The sequence below is a fragment of the Candidatus Nitronauta litoralis genome (assembly GCA_015698285.1).
Taxonomy (GTDB): Bacteria; Nitrospinota; Nitrospinia; order Nitrospinales; family Nitrospinaceae; genus Nitronauta; species Nitronauta litoralis.
The window spans coordinates 1,730,264-1,754,074 of the sequence record CP048685.1; the positions used below are offsets into that span (position 1 = coordinate 1,730,264).

The following is a 23,811-nucleotide window of genomic DNA, read 5'->3' on the forward strand; positions in this document are numbered from 1 at the left end:
TTTTATTGAAATAAATCTTTGAAATAACCCTGGTTATCGACTTAGAGCCCGACGAAGCCGCGCCCAATTGAAAGCTGATCCGGGATCGTATTTACAGGTGACTCCCTCGGTTTTTCCGGCCTGGACATGGGCGTGGCCTAAAATACCCTCAAAACGGGCAAAGTTTTTTAAACGGTCAAGGGGAGTACGGCCTGTTTTTGAATCGATCGGTACCTTGAGTTTCACCCTGGGCAGCAGTCGGTTTATCCCAAAACACAGGCGGATGAGGGTTTGATACTGTGGTTCTGTGAAATCCCACATTCTAACCACGCGGCCGTTGATCCTACGACTGAAATAGCCGCGATTGCCATAGCTCCGGGCTGCCATTGGCAAAAAACCACGGTGATGAAGTTGTTTGCGACGCGATGAGGGGAGTCGAAGCTTCCAGCCTTCGCCCGTTTCCTCATAGGCATCCTGTTTTAATTTGTACAAGCTGGATTCAGAACTCAGCGCTTGCCAGGAAAGGTTTGCCATCTCGACATGAACAGCGCGTTCGTTGCCGAGTCGGTCATCCGCCGGAGCGGTGTTGGTTTTCCAGTAAAGATCGCATGTCTGGTAGAGCGTGCCATCCAGATCGAGATAAAAGTGGCTGCCTTTAAAGGAACTGTCTTGAAGGATTTCATGACAATGTTGCGAGTTGTAACAGACATCGTAGTGCAGGACGAACTGGTAGACATTCTGTTTCAGCTCTTCATACGCAGCTTTGGGGTTTCTTATCTTATATTCTGTAAATGGGCGAGTCGGGGCATCGTTGAGCTTTTTATTGTGGTGATTTAACGATTTACGGCCGCGACGGTTGGGGCAGGAAAGGCCTCCCGGCTGGTCCCAGCGAAGCACGGGGGTTTCAATATCAGTTTCAAAACCGCAAGCGACGATTGAAGTGTTAATTGAAAGGGTGTCCGGTTTTATCCGGTTGAGATCAGCCGCCTTTTCGGTCATCAGCCGGCCGTCCCCAGTGAAGTTTCTGACGGAGGATCTGGTAGTAGTTTTTCCCCGGCACTTCGACAAAGTTCACCGGATTATCCGACGGGCGCAGTTCGAGAAGATCGTCGGCCAGGAGATCGTATCCGGTTTGACCGTCGAGAGTGACGCGCACCTCCTCATATGTTGTCTGGTGGATCTGGATCGTCGCGTTGCTGGGGACCACTATAGACCGGTTGGTCAGAGTGAAGGGGCATATTGGAGACAGAACAAGTGCGTTCATGCTGGGATGAAGAATGGGCCCACCAGCGGAGAGTGAATAAGCCGTCGATCCTGTTGGAGTGCTCACGATAAGGCCGTCGGCACGATAGGAGGTCATGTACTGGTCGTTGACCTGCACTTCCAGGTTGACGATCCGTGCCAGTGTGCCTTTGTGGATCACCACATCGTTGAGAACAAAATCTTCAGTAATGGCAAGGCGATTCCGGATCACCCTGGCTTGCAACAGCATTCGGGGTTCAGTACGCGATATTCCACTGAAAACTTTTTCAAGGGTAGGGTACAAATCCTCCAGTGAAACATCCGTCAGGAAACCAAGGCTGCCGAGATTAACCGCAAGAATCGGCACCTGGGTCGGGTGCGTGATCCGCGCTACAGAGAGCAGGGTGCCATCCCCACCCAGAACGATAATCAGGTCTGCCAGGCCGGGAATGTCTTCACAGTTATGAGTTGCTGTTTCTTCAATCAACTCTGCCGTTTCGGTTGGCATCAGGACTTCGCATTCTTTTTTTCTAAGCCAGTCGGTGAGTTCTGAGAGAACTTCGCGCCCGAGAGTCGATTTGGGTTTGCAAAAAATTCCGACGCGTTTGATAGGGGCCATGATTTGTACGATTCTGGTTTATGGAAGATCTTTTCAAAGTCATGAGCTGGATAGATAATACCGGGAACTGGCTGGAACCACCACTTGAAAAAATTATATGTGGGAGTGGAAAGGCTGAACTTAATACCGGCGTGGGTATAAAGCTAGAGGTTGCCGAAATCCTGCGGCTTGATATTACTGATCCAGTTTTTCCACTGGTCCTTTTCCTCGGTATTATGCTTGGAGGTATCGGGGAGATCGAGACTTTTGGCTGCTTCAATAACCGTCTCATTGACATAGATAGGGGCTTTTACCCTTAACGCCAGAGCAATGGCATCGCTGGGACGGGAATCGATATTCAGGGTATTGCCATTGTTCACCATATTGATGACTGCATAAAAGGTATTGTCCTTTAACTCGCTAACCAGAATATGATTAACTTCACCTGACATATCGGAAATCAGGTTTTTCATCAAGTCATGCGTCATGGGCCTTGGCGTGGCTATTTTTTCTATTTCGAGCGCGATCGCGTTGGCTTCAAAAAAACCGACCCATATAGGAAGCGCCCGCTCACCGGACGAATCCTTCAAAATTATAATGGGCATATTGGTCAACGGGTCGAGCGTAAGACCTTCTACTTTCATTTCAACCATAAAAATTCCCGACTTTTCCTCAACTCGTTTGAAAGGTCCGTGGACGAACCTTCAATACGGTTGGCAGGTTAATACGCTTTTTACCTTCCTGATTATTCAGGATATAAGAGTAAGAAAATTTGTCAATCCCGCATTTCGCGCCTGGGGCAGGTTTCCGGTTATCATTTTTTTTGGTCTTTGAGAGTCTGGGTGACAAACTCACGAAGCTTTTCCTGCACCACTGCCGGGATTTCTATTTCACTAAGAGTCTTGCTGGTAATCTCGGTAGTGGATTTGTAGGTGTTCAAAAAGGCAATGCACGGAGGACAGTCTTTAAGATGTTCTTCGAGAGACTCTTTGACCTCGGGATCCAAAGACCCATCAATGTAATCGTTAAGTAGTTCCAGACATTCCCGGCAACAAATCATTTTTTTGCTCCCCGCGTATCGAACTCTTCAAAATAGCCCGACAATTTTTTCCTTAAGAATAATCGTGCACGATGCAGGCGCGACTTTACTGCTGGTATTGACAGTTCAAGAATCTCACCGACTTTCTCTGTCGAGAGTCCTTCCACGTCTCGCAACAAAAACACAACTTTTTCCTTCTCCGGCAACTGGGCAACGGCTTTTTCGATGATCTCCTTGGTTTCGTTGGAGAACAGTAATGAGTCCGTGCTGTCTGACCAGTCGAGCAACTTTTCTTGCTGGAATCCGCTGTTGTTGAACGAAGGCAGCATATCGTCCAGCGAAACGAACTGGTCTTTTTTCTTAGTCCTCAGCTTCATGTAAGAAGCGTTGAGGGTGATCCGGTAAACCCAGCTTGAAAATGCGGATTTACCCTGGAACGTATGAATTTTCTTAAAAATGCTCAGAAGCACCTCCTGAGCCACGTCCTGGGCATCCATCTGGTTCCGCGTCAGATTGAACGCCAGAGCGTAAATTTTTCGCTGGTAAAGTAGAGCAATCTGGTCAAATGCTTCCAGTTTGCCTTCTTTCATCTCCTTGACCAGACGGTCGTCTAGAGCCTTCTCTTCCTTTGTCGGCATTCCGTAATTTCCTTTGGGGAAATGGGTTTCCCGGTACGGGTTCCAAAACCTCCCCTGGCTGTGCCGTCAATATCAGGCGGTTCGGAAGTTAGGATGCAACCGGCTGCCCTAACGTTTCAATCTTAACCAGTTTGGGAGGGATTTTTTTACAAAATAGCCTGTATTCAAGCTTGAATTTAAGACCTTGGTCCCGCTACCTATTCGGGTCAGAATCTTAACATCCCAAAACCCGTAGTCCAAATGAATTTAAATGTTTAACAAGGTATTGACGTTATGTTACAATCGGCGATTACATTATTTTGGCCATGCAGAATCTCTCAAAAACCTGGGTTTTTTTGCTAGCGAGACGTATGTCAAATTCCCGATCGTTTCCATTGCGAAAAAACGGGAGTATTTGAGGCCACATAAAATAATTTGAGGAGCATTTCCCCGATGAAATCAGGAATTATTGCAATTTCCCTTACTCTTTGCGTTCTGTTGCTCACAGCCGGTCAAGTGGATGCCTCTGACAGGAAAAAATGGCGATCCAAACGGCATAGCCCGGATCAAGTGGCCCAAAAGGCTTCTGGAAAAACCAGGCGGGGGAAATCTGGAATGGGAGCTTTTGAATCCCGTTTTGGAAGAGGCACAACCCAATGGGGGATTAATGGAGGGTTTGGCTATACAATCGATTTGCCTTCAACAAATTTTGGGGCTCCGGATCGAACTAATATAGACTTTCTCTACCTGTTTCCTCATTTCAAGTATAATCTCACCGGGGTTATCGGGGATTCTTTCTACCGAGGTGCCTTGTACTGGGTAGCTGAGGCTGGCGCCATTTTCAGTGTTTCAGATTCAACCCGTGTGATTCGGAATCCTGTGACGGGGGCGGCCACCCTGACGACTACTGATACAGCACCTGCCGTACAATTCGGTTTTGTTCCTGTGCAGGTCGAGTATAAATTTCTGGGGCCAACCCGGCGTTGGGCACCGACCATTATTGTTGGTGCCGGTTTTTCCTATGGGGATTTTGATGACGGTGCAATTGAAATCAGTACTGATTTCGAATTTATCCTTAATGTTGGGGGCGGAATCGAGTATTTTCTTGAAGATAACAAGTCGATCTCTGTCGGTTACCGGTTGTACCATTTGTCAAACTCCGGTATTGAAAGGCCCAACATCGGATTGAATGCCCATCTATTTACGGTCGGGTATTCCTTCTAAACATTTATTCGACCCCCGGGTTCAAGGATGTTTCTTGTTAACCCGGCAAGCATTGTTTGCTGATTCGGGTTTCCTTCCCTTTTGTTTTTCGTCCTTTTCTGGTCCCTCTGGAATTGACTTTGGGAAGCCATCGAGTGTACCTTGCGTGCTTCCTCAATAACACTGCAGAATGGTTAGAGGTCCCCTTAAGTGGTAACAAAGCCCGGAACTCCCCAGATTCCTCCTCCTTCCCAGAAATCAAACCTGTTGGATAAAGTTTTCCGATCTTTTGAGACCCTAGCGCGTCAATACACACTGTGGGTTGTTTTGTTCTCGTGTGTCATAGCCGGACTCGCCATTTGGTACACTGCAGAACAGCTGACGTTTAAAACCAAACGTTCGGACCTTATTTCGCGGGACCTGCCTTACGACATCCTCTATAAAAAATACCGCGAAGAGTTTGAAGACTTTGACGGGATGATCATCGTTGTCGAGAGCGAAAAGCAGGACCCGATGAAGGCCTTCGCCATCGACCTCGTCAAGGAACTGGAGAAATTCCGGTCCAGCTTCCACGAAATTTTCTACAAAGTAGACACCAGCTATTTCAAAAGTCGGGCCCTGTTATTTATGGACTTCGAGGGCCTGGAAGACCTGACCCAGAAACTCAAGGAACATCAGGATTTTTTACAAGAGGTGAATACGACCCCCGGACTGAACTCGGTTCTGGTCAATATCAACAAAGGAATATCGGAAGGGATGGTCGACTCCCTGCTGACCGATTTTCTGGGTACCGGTGACGATGAAGAATCGGATGAGGTCGATGACACGGCAGACCTTAGCCTGCTCATCTCCATTTTCAAACAGATCAACGCCCATCTTAAAGGCGAAGCCCTTTATAAATCTCCGTGGAGATCTTTTCTGACCGACCGCCAGGAGTCATTGCAGGATGAAGGGTATCTTGTTTCTGAAAACGGGAACCTGCTGTTTGTTCTGCTCAGTCCAAAAGAAACGCAGAATGATTTCACAGGATCAAAGGATGCAATCGAATCGATCCGGGGAGTCATCCGTGACGTGCATGAACGTCATCCCGATATCAAGGTCGGGTTGACCGGTAGCGATGTGATTTCATCCGATGAAATGTACACCACCCGAAACGATGTCGAGCTGGCCTCCAAGATTGCCCTGGCGGGTGTGGCGCTTCTGTTCATCATCGCTTTTCGAGGAATGGTCAAACCCCTGCTTGCGGTTGTGTCTTTGCTGATCGCGCTGGGCTGGTCGATGGGTTACACCACCCTTTCAGTGGGTCATCTCAATATCATGTCCGTGGTGTTCACCACCATTCTGATTGGTCTTGGAATCGATTTTGGCATCCATATTTTGGAGCGATACCGTGAAGAACGCAGGCAGGGTGCAGATGTCCACGCTTCCATGTTGGCTACCCTTCGAGGGACAGGACGAGGCAACCTGACGGGAGCCATCACCACAGCGATCGCGTTCGGTTCGATGGCGTTCACCAAATTCATCGGCATTGCGGAGCTTGGAGTGATTGCCGCCGGAGGGATTTTATTGTGCTGGCTCAGTATGGTTCTTCTGCTTCCGGCGCTGGTCTGCCTGGAAGAACGGTGGCGTTCTTTGCAATACACCATGCCGCAGGCCCAGCCGCAAAAAGAAAAACTGCTGCTCGGTATTTTTAACCGTTACAAAATGATCATTTTTGTGTCGGTGATCATGATCGCCTGGGCGGTGTGGCGCACGCTTGGTCTCAGTTTTGATTACAACCTGCTCAACCTGCAGGCCAAGGGAACAGAAGCGGTTGAATGGGAACTTAAAATTATCGAGAACGCCAAACGCGCGACCTGGTACGTGGCGGTGGTTTCCGACAGCGAAGACGAATCCCGTAAAAAATACGAAGCCATTCGAAAGCTCCCCTCAGTCGGAAAGATCGACAGCATCTTCACCGCACTTCCCAAAAAACAAGACGAAAAAATAAAAATGATCCGGGAAATTGCTGAGGAGTTACCGGAATTCGCAGTCGCAAAAAATGATGAAGAGTTTTCCCTGGAAGAGCTGAAGTCCACGATCAAAAACATCCGTTTCAAACTACGCAAAAAAGAAAAGAGCGGCAAACGCGATGACGTATTCGAAGCGTCAAAGTTGGTTGAGGAAATCCGAAAGGAGCTGGATACGTTGGATCCTGCAACCGCGACTGAGCGAATGGCAGGTTTCTCCAAAACGCTTTTCGAAGATTATCGCAAGGTGGTGAGCGACCTCAACAAATCGTTAAAACCGGAACGCATTCATCTGGATTCGATGCCGGATCTTCTGCGCAAACGTTTTATCGGGAAAAATGGAAAACATTTATTGCTGGTATATCCTGGAATCAACATCTGGGAACGACCTCAGATGGAGCAGTTCCTGAAAGAAATGCGGGCCATCGACCCTGAAGTGACCGGCAACGCAGTCCATATGTTTGAGTCGAGCCGGTTGATGATCAACGGTTATATCCAGGGCGGGATCTACGCCATGATCGCGATCATCATTTATCTGCTGTGGTCCCTGCGCAGTGTGGCCTCCACCTTGCTGGTGCTCATCCCCACACTGGTTGGCTCTTTCTGGACCGTAGGGTTTATGGAAATTTTTGATGTCCGCTTCAATATGGCCAATCTGGTGATCCTGCCTTTGATCATTGGCATCGGTGTGGTCAACGGGGTGCACATCCTGCACCGTTACCGCGAAAACCCTGGAGCTGATAACATCGTGTTGTCAAAAAGTACGGGGCAGGCGGTGGTGTTGAGTTCTTTAACGACGATGATTGGTTTCGGCAGCCTGATGGCCGCAGACCATATGGGCGTGTACAGCCTGGGGCTCGTGCTGACACTCGGAGTCGGCAGTTGCCTGTTGGCATCGATTACTTTACTGCCGGCGCTATTGAAATTTTGTGCTGAAAAAGGGTGGAACCTTTAGCTGGAAATATTGCTTTCCAGAAAAATATTGAATGCAGGTAAAGCTATCTCGGGCTGGCGGCGATGTTGCCCCCGTCGACGGTGAGAACACTGCCGGTGGTTTTCTCTGATAACGCCAGATGTAAAAAGGCCAGTGCGACATCGGTATCGAGCACTTCCTGGCCCAGCAGATTGTCGCTGAAGTAGGCATCGGGGGTGAGTCCGCGCGCCGTAGCACGCTGTTCGATAAAATCCGGGGTGAACATGCTGGTACGAATGCGGTCTGCGTTGATCGCGTTCGAGCGAATTCCATCATTGCCGTAGTCGAGTGCGTACTGTTTGGTCAGGGCCACCACTGCGGCTTTGGGTAGCGCATAGGGGCCGAAGGCCTTTCCTGGATTGAACGCGGCTTTTGATGCGTTGAACAGGAGAACCCCGCCATAATTCTGTTTCAGGAATATGTTGACCGCTTCCTGCGCCGCCGTTTGATGTGCGAAAAAATTCAGGTCAAAACTGGCGCGCAATGATTTGGAGTCAATGTCTCCCATCCGACCCTGCACTGCATTGCCTGCGTTAGAGATGATGATATCCACCCCGCCCAGTTTTTTAATCATATTGGCAAAGGAGTTTCTGACAGCGGTTTCGTCCGCAGCATTTACCGCTTCATAACAGACAGGACTTCCCGCGACCTTTTTGATGTGTTCCGCCGCTACTTTCAATCGCTCTTCATCAATGTCGACCAGATACAGATTGGCTCCCTGCTTCGCAAACGTTTCAGCCGTGGCGCGACCTATTCCGGAACCGGCACCGGTGACATAAACAACGCGCCCCTGAAGCGCAGGAGGTTTGGCCTTGCCCAGCTTGGCCTGCTCCAGCGACCAGTATTCCATGTCGAACAGATCATCGTCGCCCAGTGGCTGGTAGGCGTTAACCGAGAACGAATCGCGCAGAATCTCAATGGTGTGTTCGTAAAGGTCAGCGGAGATGCGAGTTTCCTTCTGGGTCTTGCCAACGGTGACCAGTCCTAGCCCCGAAACCAGCAACACTCTTGGCAACGGATCCAGTTCCTTTTTATCCACACCTTTGGCGTCTACGTTTTTCTTAAAGTAACCGTGGTAATCCTCAATAAAACTTTCCAGCGCGGTTTCAATTTCTTTTCTCAGCGCTTCCACGTCTTCAGTATTTTTCAGGTCCAGCAGCAAAGGCTTCTGTTTGGTACGGATGACATGATCCGGTGTGGCCGTTCCGATCTGTGACCAGGTGGCGCATTCTTCACTGGAAGCAAATTCACGGGCCAACTCTGATTCCCTGTGGTGAACCAGCCAATGTGCCCCGGTGCGTTCGTGGAATAGTCCGCGGATCAGAGGAGCAATGGCTTCCAGGATTTCGTCCGGTGATCCAACACTGACATTGCTCTTTGGAGTCAACGATTTTTGGGAATGGCTTTTGATGTAGTTTTCCGCTTTGGTGACCGCTTCAATATGCCGGTCGTAGCTTTCTTTCGCGTTATCCCCAAAGGTGAACAGCCCGTGATTGATCAGTACCAGCCCTTTGACGTTGGGGTTGGCCTCATAAGCTTCAGCGGCCGCTTTGGCAAGCAGGAAGCCGGGCATGATGTAGGAAACAATTCCGAGCTCTCCGCCAAAAACTTCCTGGCAGACTTTCTCCGCATCCGGCTGGTTGGCCAGAGTGAGGATTGCATCGGCATGCGAATGATCGACGAATTTTTGCGGCAGGAACGCGTGCAACAGCGTTTCCACTGAAGGATTGGGCGATTTGGCATCGAGCAGGTTGGTGCGCTGGTCGTTGACCATCGCTTCATCCGAAAGCTCATCGAGCGCCCTCAGTTTTTTCAGGTATTCGAGTTTAACTCCTGGAAGCCCTGGGGGTTCCAGCGTGTCGAGATCCCAACCACTGCCTTTGACGTATAAAACCTCAACCTCGTTACCCAGACGGTCTTTTGTGACCGACTTTACAGAGGTATTGCCGCCGCCATGGAGGACCAGTGCCGGGTCGGCACCGATCAGTCGGGATGTATACACCCGTAACGCGAGGTCTTCTCCCTCGGCCTTGTATTTTTCAATATTAGCTTGCGCTTCCTGATCATTCCATCGATTTTGCATGGTTGAAACAATAACAGAACTGGGCTGCATAGAAAAGGGTGTCTTTTGTCACAACCCAAAATATTTTTGAGGAAAAAATATGCAGAAACCTTTGCGGTTTAGTTTGTCCCTCCCCTCGCAAGAGAAGGGTGTGAGAGGGGTCAGGAAAACAGCCTCCTCCGTACCCCCCTTTGTTAAGGAGGGGGTGAGTCCAGAAAAAATCTTGGGATTAAATGTCGGATGCATTAACCCCGGTTCTATGCTAAAGTTGCCGAACAATTTCGAAACGTTTCCCCCGTCCCCAGCCCTATCCCCATGCTCGCAAAAATACACGTAACCTTGAAGAACGGTGTTTTAGACCCACAGGGTAAGGCGGTTCACCATGCGTTGGGTGACCTGGGTTTTGGTGAAGTCCAGGAGGTCAGTGTCGGGAAATACCTCGAGCTGAAACTCGACGGGGTGAGCACAGAAGAAGCAGAAACCCGGGTCCGCGAAATGTGTGACCGGCTTCTGGCCAACACGGTTATCGAATCCTACCGATTCAATCTGGAACCCTGACAACCATAGGAATCTGCGGTGGCGATATGAAGTGCGGTGTTGTGGTGTTCCCCGGTTCCAACTGTGACCACGATTGCTATCACATCCTCAAGCACATCATGGGATGGGATACCCGGTGGGTGTGGCACAAGGACAAAAGTCTCGAGGGACTCGACCTGCTGGTGTTGCCCGGTGGATTTTCCTATGGCGATTACCTGAGAGCCGGTTCCATCGCCTGTTATTCTCCCATCATGAAAGCGATATCTGAATTTGCCGGGCGGGGTGGCAAGGTGCTGGGTATCTGTAACGGATTCCAGGTGCTGACCGAGTCGGGACTTCTCCCCGGTGCCCTCATGCGTAACCGGTCGCAGCGGTTTATCTGCAAATTCCTGAACGTTCGAGTGGAAAACGAAGCGACTCCGTTCACAGCCGCCTGCTCCAAAGGAGACGTCCTGTCTCTCCCGATCGCCCACGCCGATGGAAACTATTTCGCCGACGCAGATACGTTAAAACAACTGGAAGACAACGGTCAGGTTGTCCTGCGCTATTGTGATGATTCCGGGCAGGTCAACGATGCGGGAAACCCCAACGGTTCTGTTGGAAATATTGCCGGTATCGTGAACGAAACAAAAAACGTCATGGGCCTGATGCCTCACCCTGAACGTGCCGCCGATCCCGCGCTTCCTGGTTCAGACGGACGTAAACTGTTCGACTCCCTGCTCGCAATCGTATGAGTCAATCCATGGACCCCACCGCCTGCCCTGAAATCACGGACGCTCTCCTCGACGAGCACAACCTGAGTCGAGAAGAATACAAACGTATCGTCGAGCTTATCGGACGCGAACCGAACTGGGTGGAACTCGGGGTGTTCTCCGCCATGTGGAGCGAGCACTGCAGCTATAAAAGTTCCAAGCCACATCTCAAAACCCTGCCTACCGAGGGTCCGCGTGTCATTCAGGGTCCCGGTGAAAACGCAGGTGTTGTTGATATCGGGGATGGGCAGGCCGTTGTGTTCAAGATCGAAAGTCACAACCATCCTTCATTCATCGAGCCCTATCAGGGCGCGGCCACGGGAGTCGGTGGAATCCTGCGCGATATTTTTACGATGGGTGCACGGCCAATCGCCCTCCTCAATTCCCTGCGTTTTGGCGAACCTTCTCATCCGAAAACACGGTACCTGTTAAACGGAGTGGTCAGTGGTATTGCCGGCTACGGCAATTGCATCGGCGTTCCCACCGTCGGCGGTGAAATCTATTTCGATGCCTGTTACAACGGCAACATCCTGGTCAACGCCTTCTGCCTGGGCCTGGCGCAGGCCGACCGGATTTTCCTCGGCAACGCATCTGGTGTGGGCAACGCGGTGGTTTATGTCGGGTCAAAAACCGGACGCGACGGGATTCACGGCGCTTCCATGGCCTCCGCCGAGTTTGACGACAAGACCGAAGAAAAGCGACCGACCGTTCAGGTTGGCGATCCTTTCACTGAAAAGCTGCTGCTCGAGGCCTGCCTCGAAAGTATGAAAGAGGACTGGATCATTGGTGTGCAGGACATGGGTGCGGCGGGTCTCACTTCATCGGCCTTTGAAATGGCAGACCGCGCCGGTCTCGGGCTGGAGATGAGTATTGACGATGTGCCCATGCGCGAAGAAGGGATGAACGCTTACGAAGTGATGTTGTCGGAATCGCAGGAACGTATGCTGTTTGTGGTCAAGGCGGGGCGTGAAGATGACGCCCTCACCACCTTCCGCAAATGGGACCTGGATGCCGAAGTGATCGGTCGTGTTGTCGAAGGCGACCGCATGACCATCTCTCATCATGGAAAAACGGTGCTGGACCTCCCAGTCAAGGCGGTCGTGGAAGGTGGATTGGCAGTCAACCGCCCGACAAAACGACCAGCGGGTCTTGATGACCTTCAGGAGCTCGATATCACGTCTATCGAAATTCCAGAGACGGGAGCCATGCTGAAACGATTACTGGCTTCGCCGACCATCGCCCACAAGGGGTTTGTTTTTCAACAATACGACCATATGGTGCGCCTCAACACGTGCGTGTTGCCGGGATCGGATGCCGCCGTTCTGCGCGTTCCAGATACGAAAAAAGGGCTGGCCATCTCGGTCGATTGCAACAGCCGCTACGGGTATCTGGACGCTTTCACCGGTGGACAGATCGCTGCTGCGGAAGCCTGCCGAAACGTGGTGTGTTCCGGTGCAGAACCTATTGGTGTATCGAATTGCCTTAATTTTGGCAATCCTGAGAATCCTGAGATCATGTGGCAGTTCGAGCAGGCGGTGCGCGGGCTGGGCGATTGGTGCCGTTTCAACGACATTCCGGTAGTCAGCGGGAATGTCAGTCTCTATAATGAAACCAAGGGCGAAGCCATCTATCCGACCCCAACCATTGCAGTGGTGGGGCTGATCGATAACATCGACCGGCACTGTACACAGGGTTTTAAGCGAGCAGGTGACCGGATTGGCTTAATCGGGCAGAGTCTGGAAGAGCTGGGTGGCAGTGAATATCTGAAACTGGTCACTTCCGAAGTGAGAGGCAAACCGCCCCAACTGGATCAGGCTATCGAAAAAAGTGTTCAGAACCTGTGCCTGGACTGGATCAGAAACGGGTTCCTTAAATCAGCACACGATTGTGCTGAAGGCGGCCTGGCGGTAGCACTGGCGGAATCCTGTATGTCCGCTAACGGCAGTCCTGTTGGTGCTGATGTAGAAATGGAATCCACCTTGCGTCCGGATGCCTTGTGGTTTGGGGAAACGCAGTCTCGTATTGTGGTGTCGTTTTCCCCGGATGAGGAAGGCCAGTTGAATAAACGGGCAAGTGAAGCCGGAGTGCCCTTCAAAGTGATCGGAACGGTGGGCGGCTCCCAATTAAAGTTGCAACTGAATGGGGCTGTTGTGGTGGACGAGGCGATTAACGAATTGAACCGTGTGTGGACCTCATCTCTGGAGGAGTACGCGAACCGTGTTGGCTGATTCGGACAAATTTCACGACGAGTGCGGTGTGGTCGGTATCTACGGCAACTCCGAGGCGGCCAACCTGGCGTACCTTGGGCTTTATTCCTTACAGCACCGCGGACAGGAAAGTGCGGGTATTGCTTCTGTCGATAAGGGAAATGTCAATGTTGAAGTGGGGATGGGACTGGTCGCAGACGTTTTCACGCAACAATGTCTGGAACGGTTGCCGGGCAATATGGCGATCGGCCACAACCGTTACTCCACAGCCGGGGAGAGCCACGTAAAAAACGCACAGCCCTGCGTGATCAAATATTCGCACGGATCACTGGCCCTGGCCCACAACGGAAACCTGGTCAATGCCGACGGGATTCGCGAACAACTGGTGGAAGAGGGGTCTATTTTCCAGTCGACCAACGACAGTGAAGTAGTCCTCCATCTCATTGCCAGGTCTCACGCAGAAGATTTTGTTGAGCGCGTTATCGAAGCGCTCAGTAAGGTGCAGGGTGCGTATTCGCTGGTGCTGATGTCCGAGAATGAAATCGTTGCCGCGCGCGATCCGCACGGGTTTCGTCCGCTGGTACTGGGAGAAATTGACGGAGCTCCGGTGGTATCGTCAGAGTCCTGTGTCATGGATCTCATCGGTGCGAAATATATTCGTGAGGTGGAGCCCGGTGAAATGCTGCTGATTAATGATAAGGGGGTCACCTCCTACTTCCCCTTTCCAAGTGTGGAACCCAAAAAATGTATTTTTGAACATATCTATTTTGCACGACCGGACAGCGTCCTGTTTGGTGAGTACGTCTACAACGTGCGCAAGCGGATGGGCAAGACGCTCTCGGAACAGGCACCGGTAGACGCGGATATCGTGGTGCCGGTCCCAGACTCCGGCAACCTGTCGGCGCTCGGTTACGCCGAAGCTTCGGGCATACCGTTCGAGATGGCGTTGATCCGCAACCATTATGTGGGGCGCACGTTCATCGAACCGCAGTCGCAAATCCGCCATTTTGGAGTCCGGGTCAAACTGAATGCGGTGAGGGAATTGATCGCGGGCAAACGGGTGATCATCATCGATGATTCGATTGTGCGCGGCACCACCAGCCGCAAGATAGTGAAGATGATGCGGGAAGCCGGGGCGACCGAAGTGCATGTGCGCATCAGCTCACCGCCCAGCCTGTTCCCCTGTTTTTATGGTATCGACACCCCGACCAGCGAAGAGCTGATCGCGTCCAGCCACAACCTGGAAGAAACGCGAAAATTCCTCACGGCGGATACGCTGGAGTACCTCGACCTCAACCGTATGCTGGAGGTGATGGAAGATGACAACGATCATTTCTGCACTGCGTGTTTCAGCGGCGACTATCCGGTGAAATCGGATCAGGAACCGCAGACCACCCAGTTGCCCTTATTCGGCGGAGAGACCGTCGTGCCCGAAGAAGAAGTTCCAAAGCCGGTTTCTTGAGCTGTACTCAATCCCTATGCTGAGGCCTGTTTTTATTCTATTTTGTGCAAACGAGTATAAACTTTGAATATATAGTCAAATAAAGATTTGACCCCTTTATTTATATGGTATCGACACCCCGACCAGCGAAGAGCTGATCGCGTCCACAAACCGAAACGTTGCAAAACGCTTTTCTGGTCGGGATGGGGTGGTACTTGAAAAACGAATTCCTCGTTCTGGGTTAACCACATCACCTGATAAATTTAATGAAGCAGAAGTATTAATAAGGGGTGGTTTTAGAGGAGCAAAAGTTACAAAACCATGAAATTTCTTGATAAAAAACGATTAATAAAACTACTTTCTGAAACCTCAAGCTTGCCTAATTTAAACAATTTAAAAGAAATTGAAAATTATGAGGTGACGACTGGGTTATCAGGGAGATATGTGACAGAAATTTACACGAGAAGATTTGAAACGGCAGGGAATGACTATGATGGCTTTTCGGAATTAATAAATTTACTACCCAAGCTTTCGGATGAAAAAATTAAAATTCATACATTTGATTTAAACTCTAAGCATTTATTTTTTTTTACCGACCCCAAAACAAAAACAATTTATGGTTCACTGATCGAACGATAACACAGTTTGTATAAGGCAAAGTCCTTAATTGCATTTAGGTTGAAGGTTTGCCGCGAATTCAACCGATAAATGCAATTCCTTTGATAAGCCCATCTATATAAATTCGAACACGACCAATGCCTCTACTTTTGATTATGGAGCAGACCGGGCCAGGGTTTATCAGAAAGACGGAGCGGGGCGTGAAATCCATTACGCGGGTAGTTTGTACGAGAAAGAGATCGATCCGGGCGTAACGACCTTCACCCACACGCATTATTTGCCGGGCAGTGGTGGCACCGTTGCCATTTACAAGACGACGGAGGTCATTGGCAATAGCACAACGCCAGTCGGCACGTTCTACCTGCACCGGGATCATCTGGGTTCTGTGGTGGTGATCACGGATGATGCGGGCGTCGCTGTGGATGAATTGTCTTACGACGCGCACGGCAGAAGGCGTAACAACACGGATTGGGTGGACTACGGTGCATCCGTTACATCCCCCGCGACCACACAGCGCGGTTTCACCGGCCACGAGCATCTCGATCATGTGGGATTGATTCACATGAATGGTCGCGTGCAGGATCCGATCCTCGGTCGCTTCCTCTCCGCCGATCCGTTCGTGCAGTTCCCTGAAAACCTGCAATCCTTCAACCGCTACACCTACATCAACAACAATCCCCTGTCCTTCACCGACCCGAGCGGGTTTATGTTGGGGACAACTATTTTAGCGATTAATTCCCAGTATACTCAGGGTGCGGCTTTTGGCTCCCTGTACGATTTTCTGTTTGGAAGTGACTTCTCAGTAGGTGGAATTGATTTTGGAGGATTTGGTTTCGAATTTAATGGTCTTCAAGGAACGAACATCACTACAATCCAGCAGGCGCAATTTTCTACAAATGGATTGTTTGCTGTTGGTTCTGCTCAGGAAGTAAATGGAAATAGTGTTTTCATTCCAGGCGGCCGATTCGGTTCTCTAAGAGGCGGAGGGATTTTTGCAACTGGAAGAGGTATCTATAACGAGCAACCGTTATTTGACATATATGCTGAAGGTGGGGAAGCACCAAATCCATTTGACGATGATTTCTTAGGTCTGAAATGTAAGGGTTGCTCAACTTTTGATAAAATAGTATGAGGAGTTGAAATTGGCAGTGAATTCACTCCACAAGGCATAGAGTTAAAATTCTTAAGGTTTCTGGGTGGGCTGGGCAAAGGTATTCTCCGCTTTGGAAAAGGTGGAGGAATCGGGGATGATACCACTGGATTAATAGATGTAAATACCTTGCATCGGACTCATGCTCTTCAAGGGAATAAATCGTCAAAAGATGTAAATGCACTAGCTGAAAGTATGCGTAAAGATGGGTTTGTGGGTGAAGGTATTGATGTTGTAGAGCACAATGGCCAAAAATTTATTATTGATGGGCACCATCGAGCTGCTGCAGCGCGCAGGACCGGAACTGGTGTAAAAATAAATGTGATTGATGATATTGCAGGACACAATAGTAGTTTTAATAACATTGACGATGTCCTAGATTCAGCGAAAAACGTGGGCTTTGATAGATTGAGAGATAGGAAGGGGAGGCTTACAAGGTGATTGAAATAAGTTTAAAAACCCTTATTGACGACTATCTAAAGCAAGTAGAAGTAGGGATTGAATTATTCAAGGATAAAATTGGGGATACTCGCCCCTTAAAAGCTTGGAGAGAAAAAATGATCCCTCATCAGGGAAAGTTATCGAATCAGGTTGAGTATCAATTTCATGGGATTGGATGTTTTTTAATTTTTCCCGATCATGAAATAAATTTCGACTTCGGACCGGAAGGGCGCTACGATGGATTTGATCTTTGGCGTCTTGGTCAATATATAGAAAGTTGTCCTGAAAAATATCCCGAATATCAAGACAAAGAAAAACTTAAAATAGATTTTGAACATGCTATTGAAGATGGTGCAATAGCGAAACTGGACCATCCTCATTGCAATTTATACTATTTCACCAGCGCAATTGATAAAAGGATCATCCACTAGTATTACATTCTTCTATTAAGAAACAGAGCGTCGTGACCACCGTCAACTTGATGGTAACAGCGATCCTCTCACCGAGACGTTTGATTACGATGCGCTGAATGTACAAAGCTAGTATTTGCCGAACAGTGGCCCTTGTTGGGTATGTGATTTATGCGGCTATTTTAGCTGTCTTTTTTTGTTTTTGCTCCTGTATTTTATCTGGTTTTGGAAGACCTTCCTTGAAGACTGTTTCCGGTGTCCTGCCGTTCATATTTCTGCCCTGATGAGGACGCTTGGTGTTGTAGTGGATGAAGTAGGTGTCGAGGTCCTTCTGCATTTCGTCGACAGACTCGTACCATTTCTTTCTACCCATGATCCGGAAGTGTTCATCGAGTAGTGTTCGATGGAGACGTTCGACAAAGCCGTTACTTTGGGGGCGACGGACTTTTGTGGTGCGGTGTTCGATCTGTTCTAACTGCAAAAACAGTTCGTAAGGGTGGCGGTCTTTTCGTCCACAAAACTCTCTGCCGTTGTCACTCAAGATGGTCGCGATCCTGGCATCGTGAGATTCAAAGAACGGGAGTACCTCGTTGTTAAGCGTCTGGACTGCGGTGATCGGCAACTTGCTGGTGTAGAGCCTTCCCCAGGCGTATCGGCTGTAGCAATCGATGACACTTTGCAGGTACACACGGCCTACGCCTTTCAAGGTTCCGACCATGAAGGTGTCCACCGCCACCAGGTCACCGGTGTGCCGGGTTTCGATATGGCGTTCACGGAACTCCGGACTGAACCTTTCTAACGCGCGTATCTGATCTTCGGTCAGGTCGATCTTCTTGCTCTTGATCGATTGTTCCAGCCTCAGGAATCGTTGATGTTTCTGCAAGAGGTTGTGACGGCTCCACACACCCCGGACGCCGCCCGAGGAAACGTTGATTCCTGTAAGGACCAGGTCCTGGGCAACTCTAAGACATCCATGGGAAGGATGTTTCAGGGAATAATCGAGAACCGCCTGTTCTACTGTTTCAGAAACCCGGTTGGGATGAGGACTTTTGGCACCGGGCAGACGGTCAATCAACCCATCGGCTCCATAGGTCTGGTAGTTCCTGCGAATCTCGTAGAACTGGGTGCGGGAATACCCCATAATCTTGCAGGCTTTGCTGACGTTACCCAGTTCACCTGCCAGCTCTAGCATGGACAGTTTTCTTCGTGCTACCTTGTTCCTGGTGGTCATTGGATTCTCCTTGTCGAGTAAGTTTGTAAGCGTTAGACACTTACAATTTACCCAATCAAGGGCCAATGACCACTTTCTTTTCAAAAATGATCAACTGTTAGTCAATTACTGGCAACCTTCAGACCTGAACATGATGGCCGGGGACTTGTTTCTCATACCGCTTGGTAACAACCGATCGCTTTCTGGCATTCTGGGGTAGTTTGATTAAACCATGCCGCAGGAGGGTGTTACGGGCGGCTCCTGAGGAAATCCGGATGTCATGATAGCGTTCCAGATACCAGACGATTCGTTGCGGACCCATGTGATAGGTCTTGCGAAGGTAAAGGATTTTTTCATAAACCTCATCCGGGTATAGGTGCGGCGCATTTCCATAGGAAGGTCCTGGGCTTCGATTGATCAGGCCAGGCTCTCCCCTTTCTTCATAGGCTCGTTTCCACTCATAGAAAGTGGTCCTTGAAATCCCAAAATAGCGGCAGGTTTTAGAAACGTTTTTAGTTTCCCTGGCGTGGGCTAAAACTCTCAGTTTTCGACTAATATCTCGTTCTTCAGGTGTCATCACGACCTCCGGTTAAAAAGGTTCAATACGACCAAAACCTGTCAACCTATCTCGTGAGTTTCAAAGCAATGACGAAGGGTAGATGCATTCAAAAATGATTGAGGTCAAAATCCAAGGCGAGATTCTTCGTCGCCTTGCGGCTTCTCAGAATGACATGCATTCGTCGGATCTAGAGTTTAAAAACCATTGTTGGAAATTTTTCAGAACGGCTCACTGATTCTTAAAATCAGGAGGAACCATCACCATCTTGTCATTCTGAGCGAAACAAAGTGTAGTGAAGAATCTCGCCTTGGATTTTTTTGTTTCGCTGATTTCTTACTGAACTTTGGCGGGGGAAGACTCTGTAGCGATTGGTTCTGTCGCTGGAGCAGGGGGAGTGGGTTTAACGGGTTTGGCGGCACTCAACGCCTGGCCTAACGCGTCGAGGTCTTGCTGGTAACCGCTCACCGCTGCATCGATTTTTTTCTGTGATGACACGGCGCGGTCAAAGAACGTTTTGATCTTTTCGTAATCGGCCTGACTCAGCACTACACCGTCAACTCCCACATCAGAAGGCATGGAAGAGGTTCCAGAATCGGGTGCGATGGTCGGCGATTTTAATTGTATCCCTTCAAATATTTTGGCCAGGGCTTTTTCCAGCGTCTGTTCCATAGCGATCTTGTTTTCATACCCGACAATGACCCGTTTGAGTTCGGGAATCTTGCCGGTGTCTGCTTTCAGGTAAAGCGGTCTCACAAAGATCAGTGATTCTTCAATCGGGATCACCAGCAGGTTGCCCTGGATTACCTGCGATCCACGCTGGTCCCACATGCTGATCTGGCGTGAGATTTCGGCTTCCTGGTTGATACGCGCCACAATCTGGCTGGGACCGTAAATCAGTTTCTGTTTGGGGAATGTGTAGAGCACGAGTTTGCCGTAATCCGCGCCGTCGCTTCGGGCCACCATCCAGGCCGCCATGTTCTGCTTGCCCTTGGGCGTGAAGGGCAGCATCAGGATGTACTCTTCTTTCTCTTTCCCCGGCAGTTTCATGATGGTGTAATACGGCTGCATTTTCTTGGCGTCGATTTCCGGGATATCCCATTCATCTTCCTTGTTGTAAAACACCTGCGGGGTTTTCATGTGGTACTGCGTGTAAACAAGCGTTTGCAGGGAGAACAGGTCCGATGGATAACGGATGTGACTTCGTAAATCTGCCGGCATGTCTTTCAGTTCGCGAAACATTTTCGGAAATACCTGCCGGTAGGTCTGGATGATCGGGTCTTTTTCGTCGGCTACGTAATACGTGATGGTGCCTTCATAGGCATCGACGGTGACCTTGACGGAGTTTCGAATGTAATTGGCGGTGCCGCCGAGCATGTCTGTGTCTCGCACGCGGACGGAGTAGGGTAACCGGTCACTCACCGTATAGGCATCGACCATCCACACCAGCCGTCCCGCATCGGTGATCACCATATAGGGGTCGCCGTCGTATTTGAGGAAGGGCGCTATTTTGCTGACACGTTCCTTGATGTTTCGGTAGAACAGGAGTCGACTGTCATTTTTGATGTCCTCAGAGAACAGTATTTTCATTGTTTTGAAACGCGCCGCCAACAGCAACTTGCGGAACCAGGAGCCGATTTCAACGCCTCCCGACCCTTCGTAATTTTTGTAAACGTTTTTCTCCCCTTCCGGGTAATCAAATTCCTTGGTGCCCGTATTGACGAACACGTGGTCGTTGGACAGTTCGCCATAATAAATTTCCGGACGAGTCACCTGCAGGTCAACGCTCGATCTCGGCGGAATGTCCTTGATGTGCAGCACAGGAAGGCCCTGTGGGCTCATCAGATTCACCGGGCTGAGGGAGACACCGTAACCGTGGGTGAAGGTGAGGTGCTCGTTGATCCAGGTCCGGTTGGGTAGATTGGTCGAAAGCAGTTCACGCGGTGACAAAAGAGTCTGCTGGTAACGTCCGTTAATAGTGTAGCGGTCGTTGTCCACTGACTGGAACTGGTAATAGGTGCGGATTTCCTGGATCTGTCCGAGCGTGTCGAGCAGGGGTTCCTGATCCCAAAGGCGGATATTTTCTATGGTGACATCGTTGCGTTCGATGCTTTCCCGGCTGAGGCTGTTTGAACCGGTGAGCACATTTTCTTCTACCTGATCCAGCCCATACCCGATGCGTGTTCCGGCGATGGAATGTTCGATGTAGGGAGTTTCCTTGATGAGTTCGTTTGGATCGACAACGAACTTTTGTAACAAGTTGGAATAACCGTTTCCGCCAACCAAAACCACGATGGTACCGATCAGGATGTATATAGGGCGACGCAGGCTGGTACTGTTTCGATTTAGAACACTGACCACGGCCCCGATCAGGCTCATGATGATGGCGAGGCCCATCGCGGGCAGTCGACCATAATCATTGGCATAACTGACTCCGGTTACGACACTGGTACGTCCATCGACTACCAGTCCAAACCGTCTCATGTACACGTCCATCGCAAAAAACAGAAAGCCGAAGAAAAACAGCCAGGACAAGGCACGGCGGCCTTCAGGGTAGGTGACGATTCCGTTCGTGGTGAACGTGATGTGTTGCTTGAAGAAATGTATCAGGGTCATACCAATGGCGATCACAACAAATGCCTGCCAGGCCAGTCCTTTTGCCATCGACCAGAGTGGTAGTGTGAACAGGTAAAAGGAATAATCCTTTTCAAAGATGGGATCGCTTTTGCCGAACGGGACCTGGTTCAGAAACTTCATGACCACATCCCATTGCTGCGCAAAAATCAGTCCCGTCATGATGGCGAGTACCAGGGGAATAAACAGCACCAGCGGTTTCAGATTGTCTGCCATGAGCTGTAAAAACGGTGCATCGCGGCGCACACGGTCCGATAACACGACTGGAAGGTGCGCCGATTTTTTATAGGTGGTTTTCAGCGTTCCATAGGTGATGATGAAAAAAGCGCTTCCGGCGAGGAGGCCAAGTCCTGTTTGCGCCCCCAGCATGGTCCATATGACGGAGAGAAACCCGTATTGTTCGAACCAGAGCAGGTCGAAATAGAATTCGATGATCTGGTCGGCAGAGATCAGCGCGATGACAATGATCGCGGCCAGCAGGAACCATATTTTCCCAGGACCTTTGACGCGTGGTGGCGGTGGTGGTTTTATTTCCATTTGATTGAACAGCCCATGGATGGTGTTTGTTTTTCCGGAGCGGGACGGCCCGCGACCAGCTCTTTCAATGCAGCTTTCAGTTCTTCACTAGTAACTTTTTCAGGTTCCTGCCAGTTGTCATCCAGTCGCCCACGGTAGGCCAGCTTGCGATCCTGATCATAGACAAAAAAATCAGGTGTGCAAACTGCATCGTATTGCCGCGCCACTTCCTGTGAGTCATCGATCAGGTAGGGGAAGGTCATTCCTTTTTCTTCGGCGAGTTGCTTCATGCACTCGGGCGAATCGTCTGGATATTTTTCGGCATCGTTGGGATTGATCCCGACAAACTGAACTCCGGAATTTTCAAAATGACGCGCTAAAGAGACCAGGCGGTCCAGTATTGCTTTGACGTATGGACAATGATTGCACATGAATATCACAACAAGGATTTTCGCGTCCTTGAAATCTTCAAGAGTGTAACGTTTGCCATCCGGGTCGGGAAGATTGAAATCGTGTGCTGTGGTTCCAAGAGGAGCCATATTGGAATGCATCAATGCCATATCATGATCTCGTAAATTTAGTTGTGTCTGGGACAGACTGGAGTTGGAATGCGCTGGATATAAAACACATGCTATCACGGGGATAACGCTACCGCAATGGAGGGATGTCCGCTTAACTTTTACAGGACATGCCGGAAATCCGGCAGGTGTAACACGCGGAATGGCTCAGGGGATAGGGTCGTAAAGTGTCGCTGATATTGGCTCCCATTCGTGCGGAAGGTTCTTCCACCAGAATCGGACATACATACACGCCATCTTCAGTTGCCATGCGGGAAGACGAACATTGGAGGTTGGTAATCGGCCAGTTTTCGAAACAGGCTTCGGTTACCCGTTCATGCGCATGGTATTCACGTGCTGTTTTTTCCAGCTCACCCATCAGGAACCCTGGCAGGAATTTTGCCTGGCCGTTGGGGGCACCCAGATCGCTCAAAAACTGCAGCGTTTTCTTTTCCATGATCGGGTCATCGTCTTCATCCCAGCTCCTCACCAGTGTCAAATGAGTGGGAAATCCGGCCGCCGACAAATTGCGGATACCTTCGGTGGCCTGTCGAAATGAGTTTTCACCACGCACGGAATCGTTTTCTTTTTCGTCCAGACTGTCCAGGCTGACTCTGAAGTGGAGCGGATGGCGGCTGCGGGCTTGAATCTCTTTAAGTTGTTCTACCCGTTTTTTGTTCAGGGTGGTGCCGTTGGTGAGTGCGTGGCAGGGTCCGTATTCCAGAATGGCTTCCAGGATTTCCATGATCTGGGGATTCAGGAACACTTCTCCGCCAGTGATGTAAATGTCCTGCACACCTTGAGCCTTTGCTTCTTCCAGATGAGCCCGAACCTTGCCGAGAGTCATCATGGGAATGTTGTGGTTTTCAGGATGGCAGCTGATGAAACAATGGTTGCACGACAGGTTGCAGAGCGTGCCTCCGACCTGCAGCCACAGGGTCTGGAGTCCTGTGAAAGGAACCTCGGGAATGCGTTCCACCACGGGAGCGGTTTCTGGAATGGGTTGTCTTGGTACAAAATCCATGAGTTCAGCCTAGCAAAAAGGGAGCAGGGGTAAAAC

21 protein-coding genes are annotated in these 23,811 nt (G+C 50.0%); 10 read left to right on the forward strand and 11 right to left on the reverse strand.

The window, feature by feature from the left end:
- Nucleotides 1-33: 33 nt before the first annotated feature.
- The 5 genes from G3M70_07985 to G3M70_08005 form a co-directional block, all read right to left on the reverse strand.
- Nucleotides 34-927, reverse strand: a complete 894-nt coding sequence (locus G3M70_07985; protein ID QPJ63751.1) for an N-acetylmuramyl-L-alanine amidase — start codon at nucleotides 925-927, stop codon at nucleotides 34-36.
- Nucleotides 928-958: 31 nt separating this feature from the next.
- Nucleotides 959-1,840: an NAD(+) kinase gene (locus tag G3M70_07990; protein ID QPJ61821.1), complete on the reverse strand. Its 882-nt coding sequence runs from the start codon at nucleotides 1,838-1,840 to the stop codon at nucleotides 959-961.
- A 143-nt stretch (nucleotides 1,841-1,983) separates the two neighbouring features.
- Nucleotides 1,984-2,472 (reverse strand): bifunctional nuclease family protein, encoded by a 489-nt coding sequence (locus tag G3M70_07995; protein QPJ61822.1) that lies wholly within the window; start codon nucleotides 2,470-2,472, stop codon nucleotides 1,984-1,986.
- A gap of 161 nt (nucleotides 2,473-2,633) precedes the next feature.
- Nucleotides 2,634-2,879, reverse strand: coding sequence for a zf-HC2 domain-containing protein (locus G3M70_08000; GenBank protein ID QPJ61823.1), 246 nt, complete (start codon nucleotides 2,877-2,879; stop codon nucleotides 2,634-2,636).
- Complete coding sequence (locus G3M70_08005; protein QPJ61824.1) at nucleotides 2,876-3,496, reverse strand: sigma-70 family RNA polymerase sigma factor; 621 nt, start codon at nucleotides 3,494-3,496, stop codon at nucleotides 2,876-2,878. Before G3M70_08005 ends, G3M70_08000 begins: the two co-directional genes overlap by 4 nt.
- Before the next feature lie 594 nt (nucleotides 3,497-4,090).
- Here G3M70_08005 and G3M70_08010 point away from each other — a divergent pair.
- Together G3M70_08010 and G3M70_08015 are read left to right on the forward strand one after the other, a co-directional pair.
- Entirely contained in the window at nucleotides 4,091-4,699 is a 609-nt protein-coding gene (locus G3M70_08010) for an acyloxyacyl hydrolase (GenBank protein ID QPJ63752.1), read from the forward strand.
- A 216-nt stretch (nucleotides 4,700-4,915) separates the two neighbouring features.
- Complete coding sequence (locus tag G3M70_08015) at nucleotides 4,916-7,642, forward strand: MMPL family transporter (GenBank protein QPJ63753.1); 2,727 nt, start codon at nucleotides 4,916-4,918, stop codon at nucleotides 7,640-7,642.
- A gap of 43 nt (nucleotides 7,643-7,685) precedes the next feature.
- Here the strand turns inward: G3M70_08015 and G3M70_08020 are convergent, their stop codons facing one another.
- On the reverse strand, nucleotides 7,686-9,743 hold the full coding sequence (locus G3M70_08020; protein QPJ63754.1) for a bifunctional aldolase/short-chain dehydrogenase: 2,058 nt from the start codon (nucleotides 9,741-9,743) through the stop codon (nucleotides 7,686-7,688).
- 294 nt (nucleotides 9,744-10,037) lie between these two features.
- On the opposite strand from G3M70_08020, the gene purS reads away from it, so the two are divergent.
- From purS to G3M70_08060, 8 genes are all read left to right on the forward strand, one after another.
- Complete coding sequence (gene purS, locus G3M70_08025; protein QPJ61825.1) at nucleotides 10,038-10,280, forward strand: phosphoribosylformylglycinamidine synthase subunit PurS; 243 nt, start codon at nucleotides 10,038-10,040, stop codon at nucleotides 10,278-10,280.
- 26 nt (nucleotides 10,281-10,306) lie between these two features.
- Nucleotides 10,307-10,993, forward strand: a complete 687-nt coding sequence (gene purQ / locus G3M70_08030) for a phosphoribosylformylglycinamidine synthase subunit PurQ (GenBank protein ID QPJ61826.1) — start codon at nucleotides 10,307-10,309, stop codon at nucleotides 10,991-10,993.
- Between the two features lie 8 nt (nucleotides 10,994-11,001).
- Nucleotides 11,002-13,239: a phosphoribosylformylglycinamidine synthase subunit PurL gene (gene purL / locus G3M70_08035; GenBank protein QPJ61827.1), complete on the forward strand. Its 2,238-nt coding sequence runs from the start codon at nucleotides 11,002-11,004 to the stop codon at nucleotides 13,237-13,239.
- Nucleotides 13,232-14,680: an amidophosphoribosyltransferase gene (locus G3M70_08040; protein ID QPJ61828.1), complete on the forward strand. Its 1,449-nt coding sequence runs from the start codon at nucleotides 13,232-13,234 to the stop codon at nucleotides 14,678-14,680. Before purL ends, G3M70_08040 begins: the two co-directional genes overlap by 8 nt.
- Nucleotides 14,681-14,980: 300 nt before the next feature.
- Nucleotides 14,981-15,298 carry a hypothetical protein gene (locus tag G3M70_08045; protein ID QPJ61829.1) on the forward strand — a complete coding sequence of 106 codons (318 nt, stop codon included), beginning with the start codon at nucleotides 14,981-14,983 and terminating at the stop codon, nucleotides 15,296-15,298.
- A 256-nt stretch (nucleotides 15,299-15,554) separates the two neighbouring features.
- Nucleotides 15,555-16,409, forward strand: a complete 855-nt coding sequence (locus G3M70_08050) for an RHS repeat-associated core domain-containing protein (GenBank protein ID QPJ61830.1) — start codon at nucleotides 15,555-15,557, stop codon at nucleotides 16,407-16,409.
- 147 nt (nucleotides 16,410-16,556) lie between these two features.
- Nucleotides 16,557-16,868 carry a ParB N-terminal domain-containing protein gene (locus tag G3M70_08055; GenBank protein QPJ61831.1) on the forward strand — a complete coding sequence of 104 codons (312 nt, stop codon included), beginning with the start codon at nucleotides 16,557-16,559 and terminating at the stop codon, nucleotides 16,866-16,868.
- Nucleotides 16,865-17,299 (forward strand): hypothetical protein, encoded by a 435-nt coding sequence (locus G3M70_08060; GenBank protein ID QPJ61832.1) that lies wholly within the window; start codon nucleotides 16,865-16,867, stop codon nucleotides 17,297-17,299. The genes G3M70_08055 and G3M70_08060 overlap by 4 nt, the downstream gene beginning before the upstream one ends.
- A gap of 148 nt (nucleotides 17,300-17,447) precedes the next feature.
- On the opposite strand, the gene G3M70_08065 is transcribed toward G3M70_08060, so the two are convergent.
- From G3M70_08065 to G3M70_08085, 5 genes are all read right to left on the reverse strand, one after another.
- Complete coding sequence (locus G3M70_08065) at nucleotides 17,448-18,509, reverse strand: IS481 family transposase (protein QPJ61833.1); 1,062 nt, start codon at nucleotides 18,507-18,509, stop codon at nucleotides 17,448-17,450.
- Nucleotides 18,510-18,627: 118 nt separating this feature from the next.
- On the reverse strand, nucleotides 18,628-19,065 hold the full coding sequence (locus G3M70_08070) for a helix-turn-helix domain-containing protein (protein ID QPJ61834.1): 438 nt from the start codon (nucleotides 19,063-19,065) through the stop codon (nucleotides 18,628-18,630).
- 315 nt (nucleotides 19,066-19,380) lie between these two features.
- A complete protein-coding gene (locus G3M70_08075; protein QPJ61835.1) occupies nucleotides 19,381-22,215 on the reverse strand; it encodes a UPF0182 family protein in 2,835 nt (944 codons plus the stop codon).
- Nucleotides 22,206-22,754, reverse strand: coding sequence for a thioredoxin family protein (locus G3M70_08080; GenBank protein ID QPJ61836.1), 549 nt, complete (start codon nucleotides 22,752-22,754; stop codon nucleotides 22,206-22,208). Before G3M70_08080 ends, G3M70_08075 begins: the two co-directional genes overlap by 10 nt.
- A 112-nt stretch (nucleotides 22,755-22,866) precedes the next feature.
- A complete protein-coding gene (locus tag G3M70_08085; GenBank protein ID QPJ61837.1) occupies nucleotides 22,867-23,775 on the reverse strand; it encodes a radical SAM protein in 909 nt (302 codons plus the stop codon).
- Nucleotides 23,776-23,811: the final 36 nt, after the last annotated feature.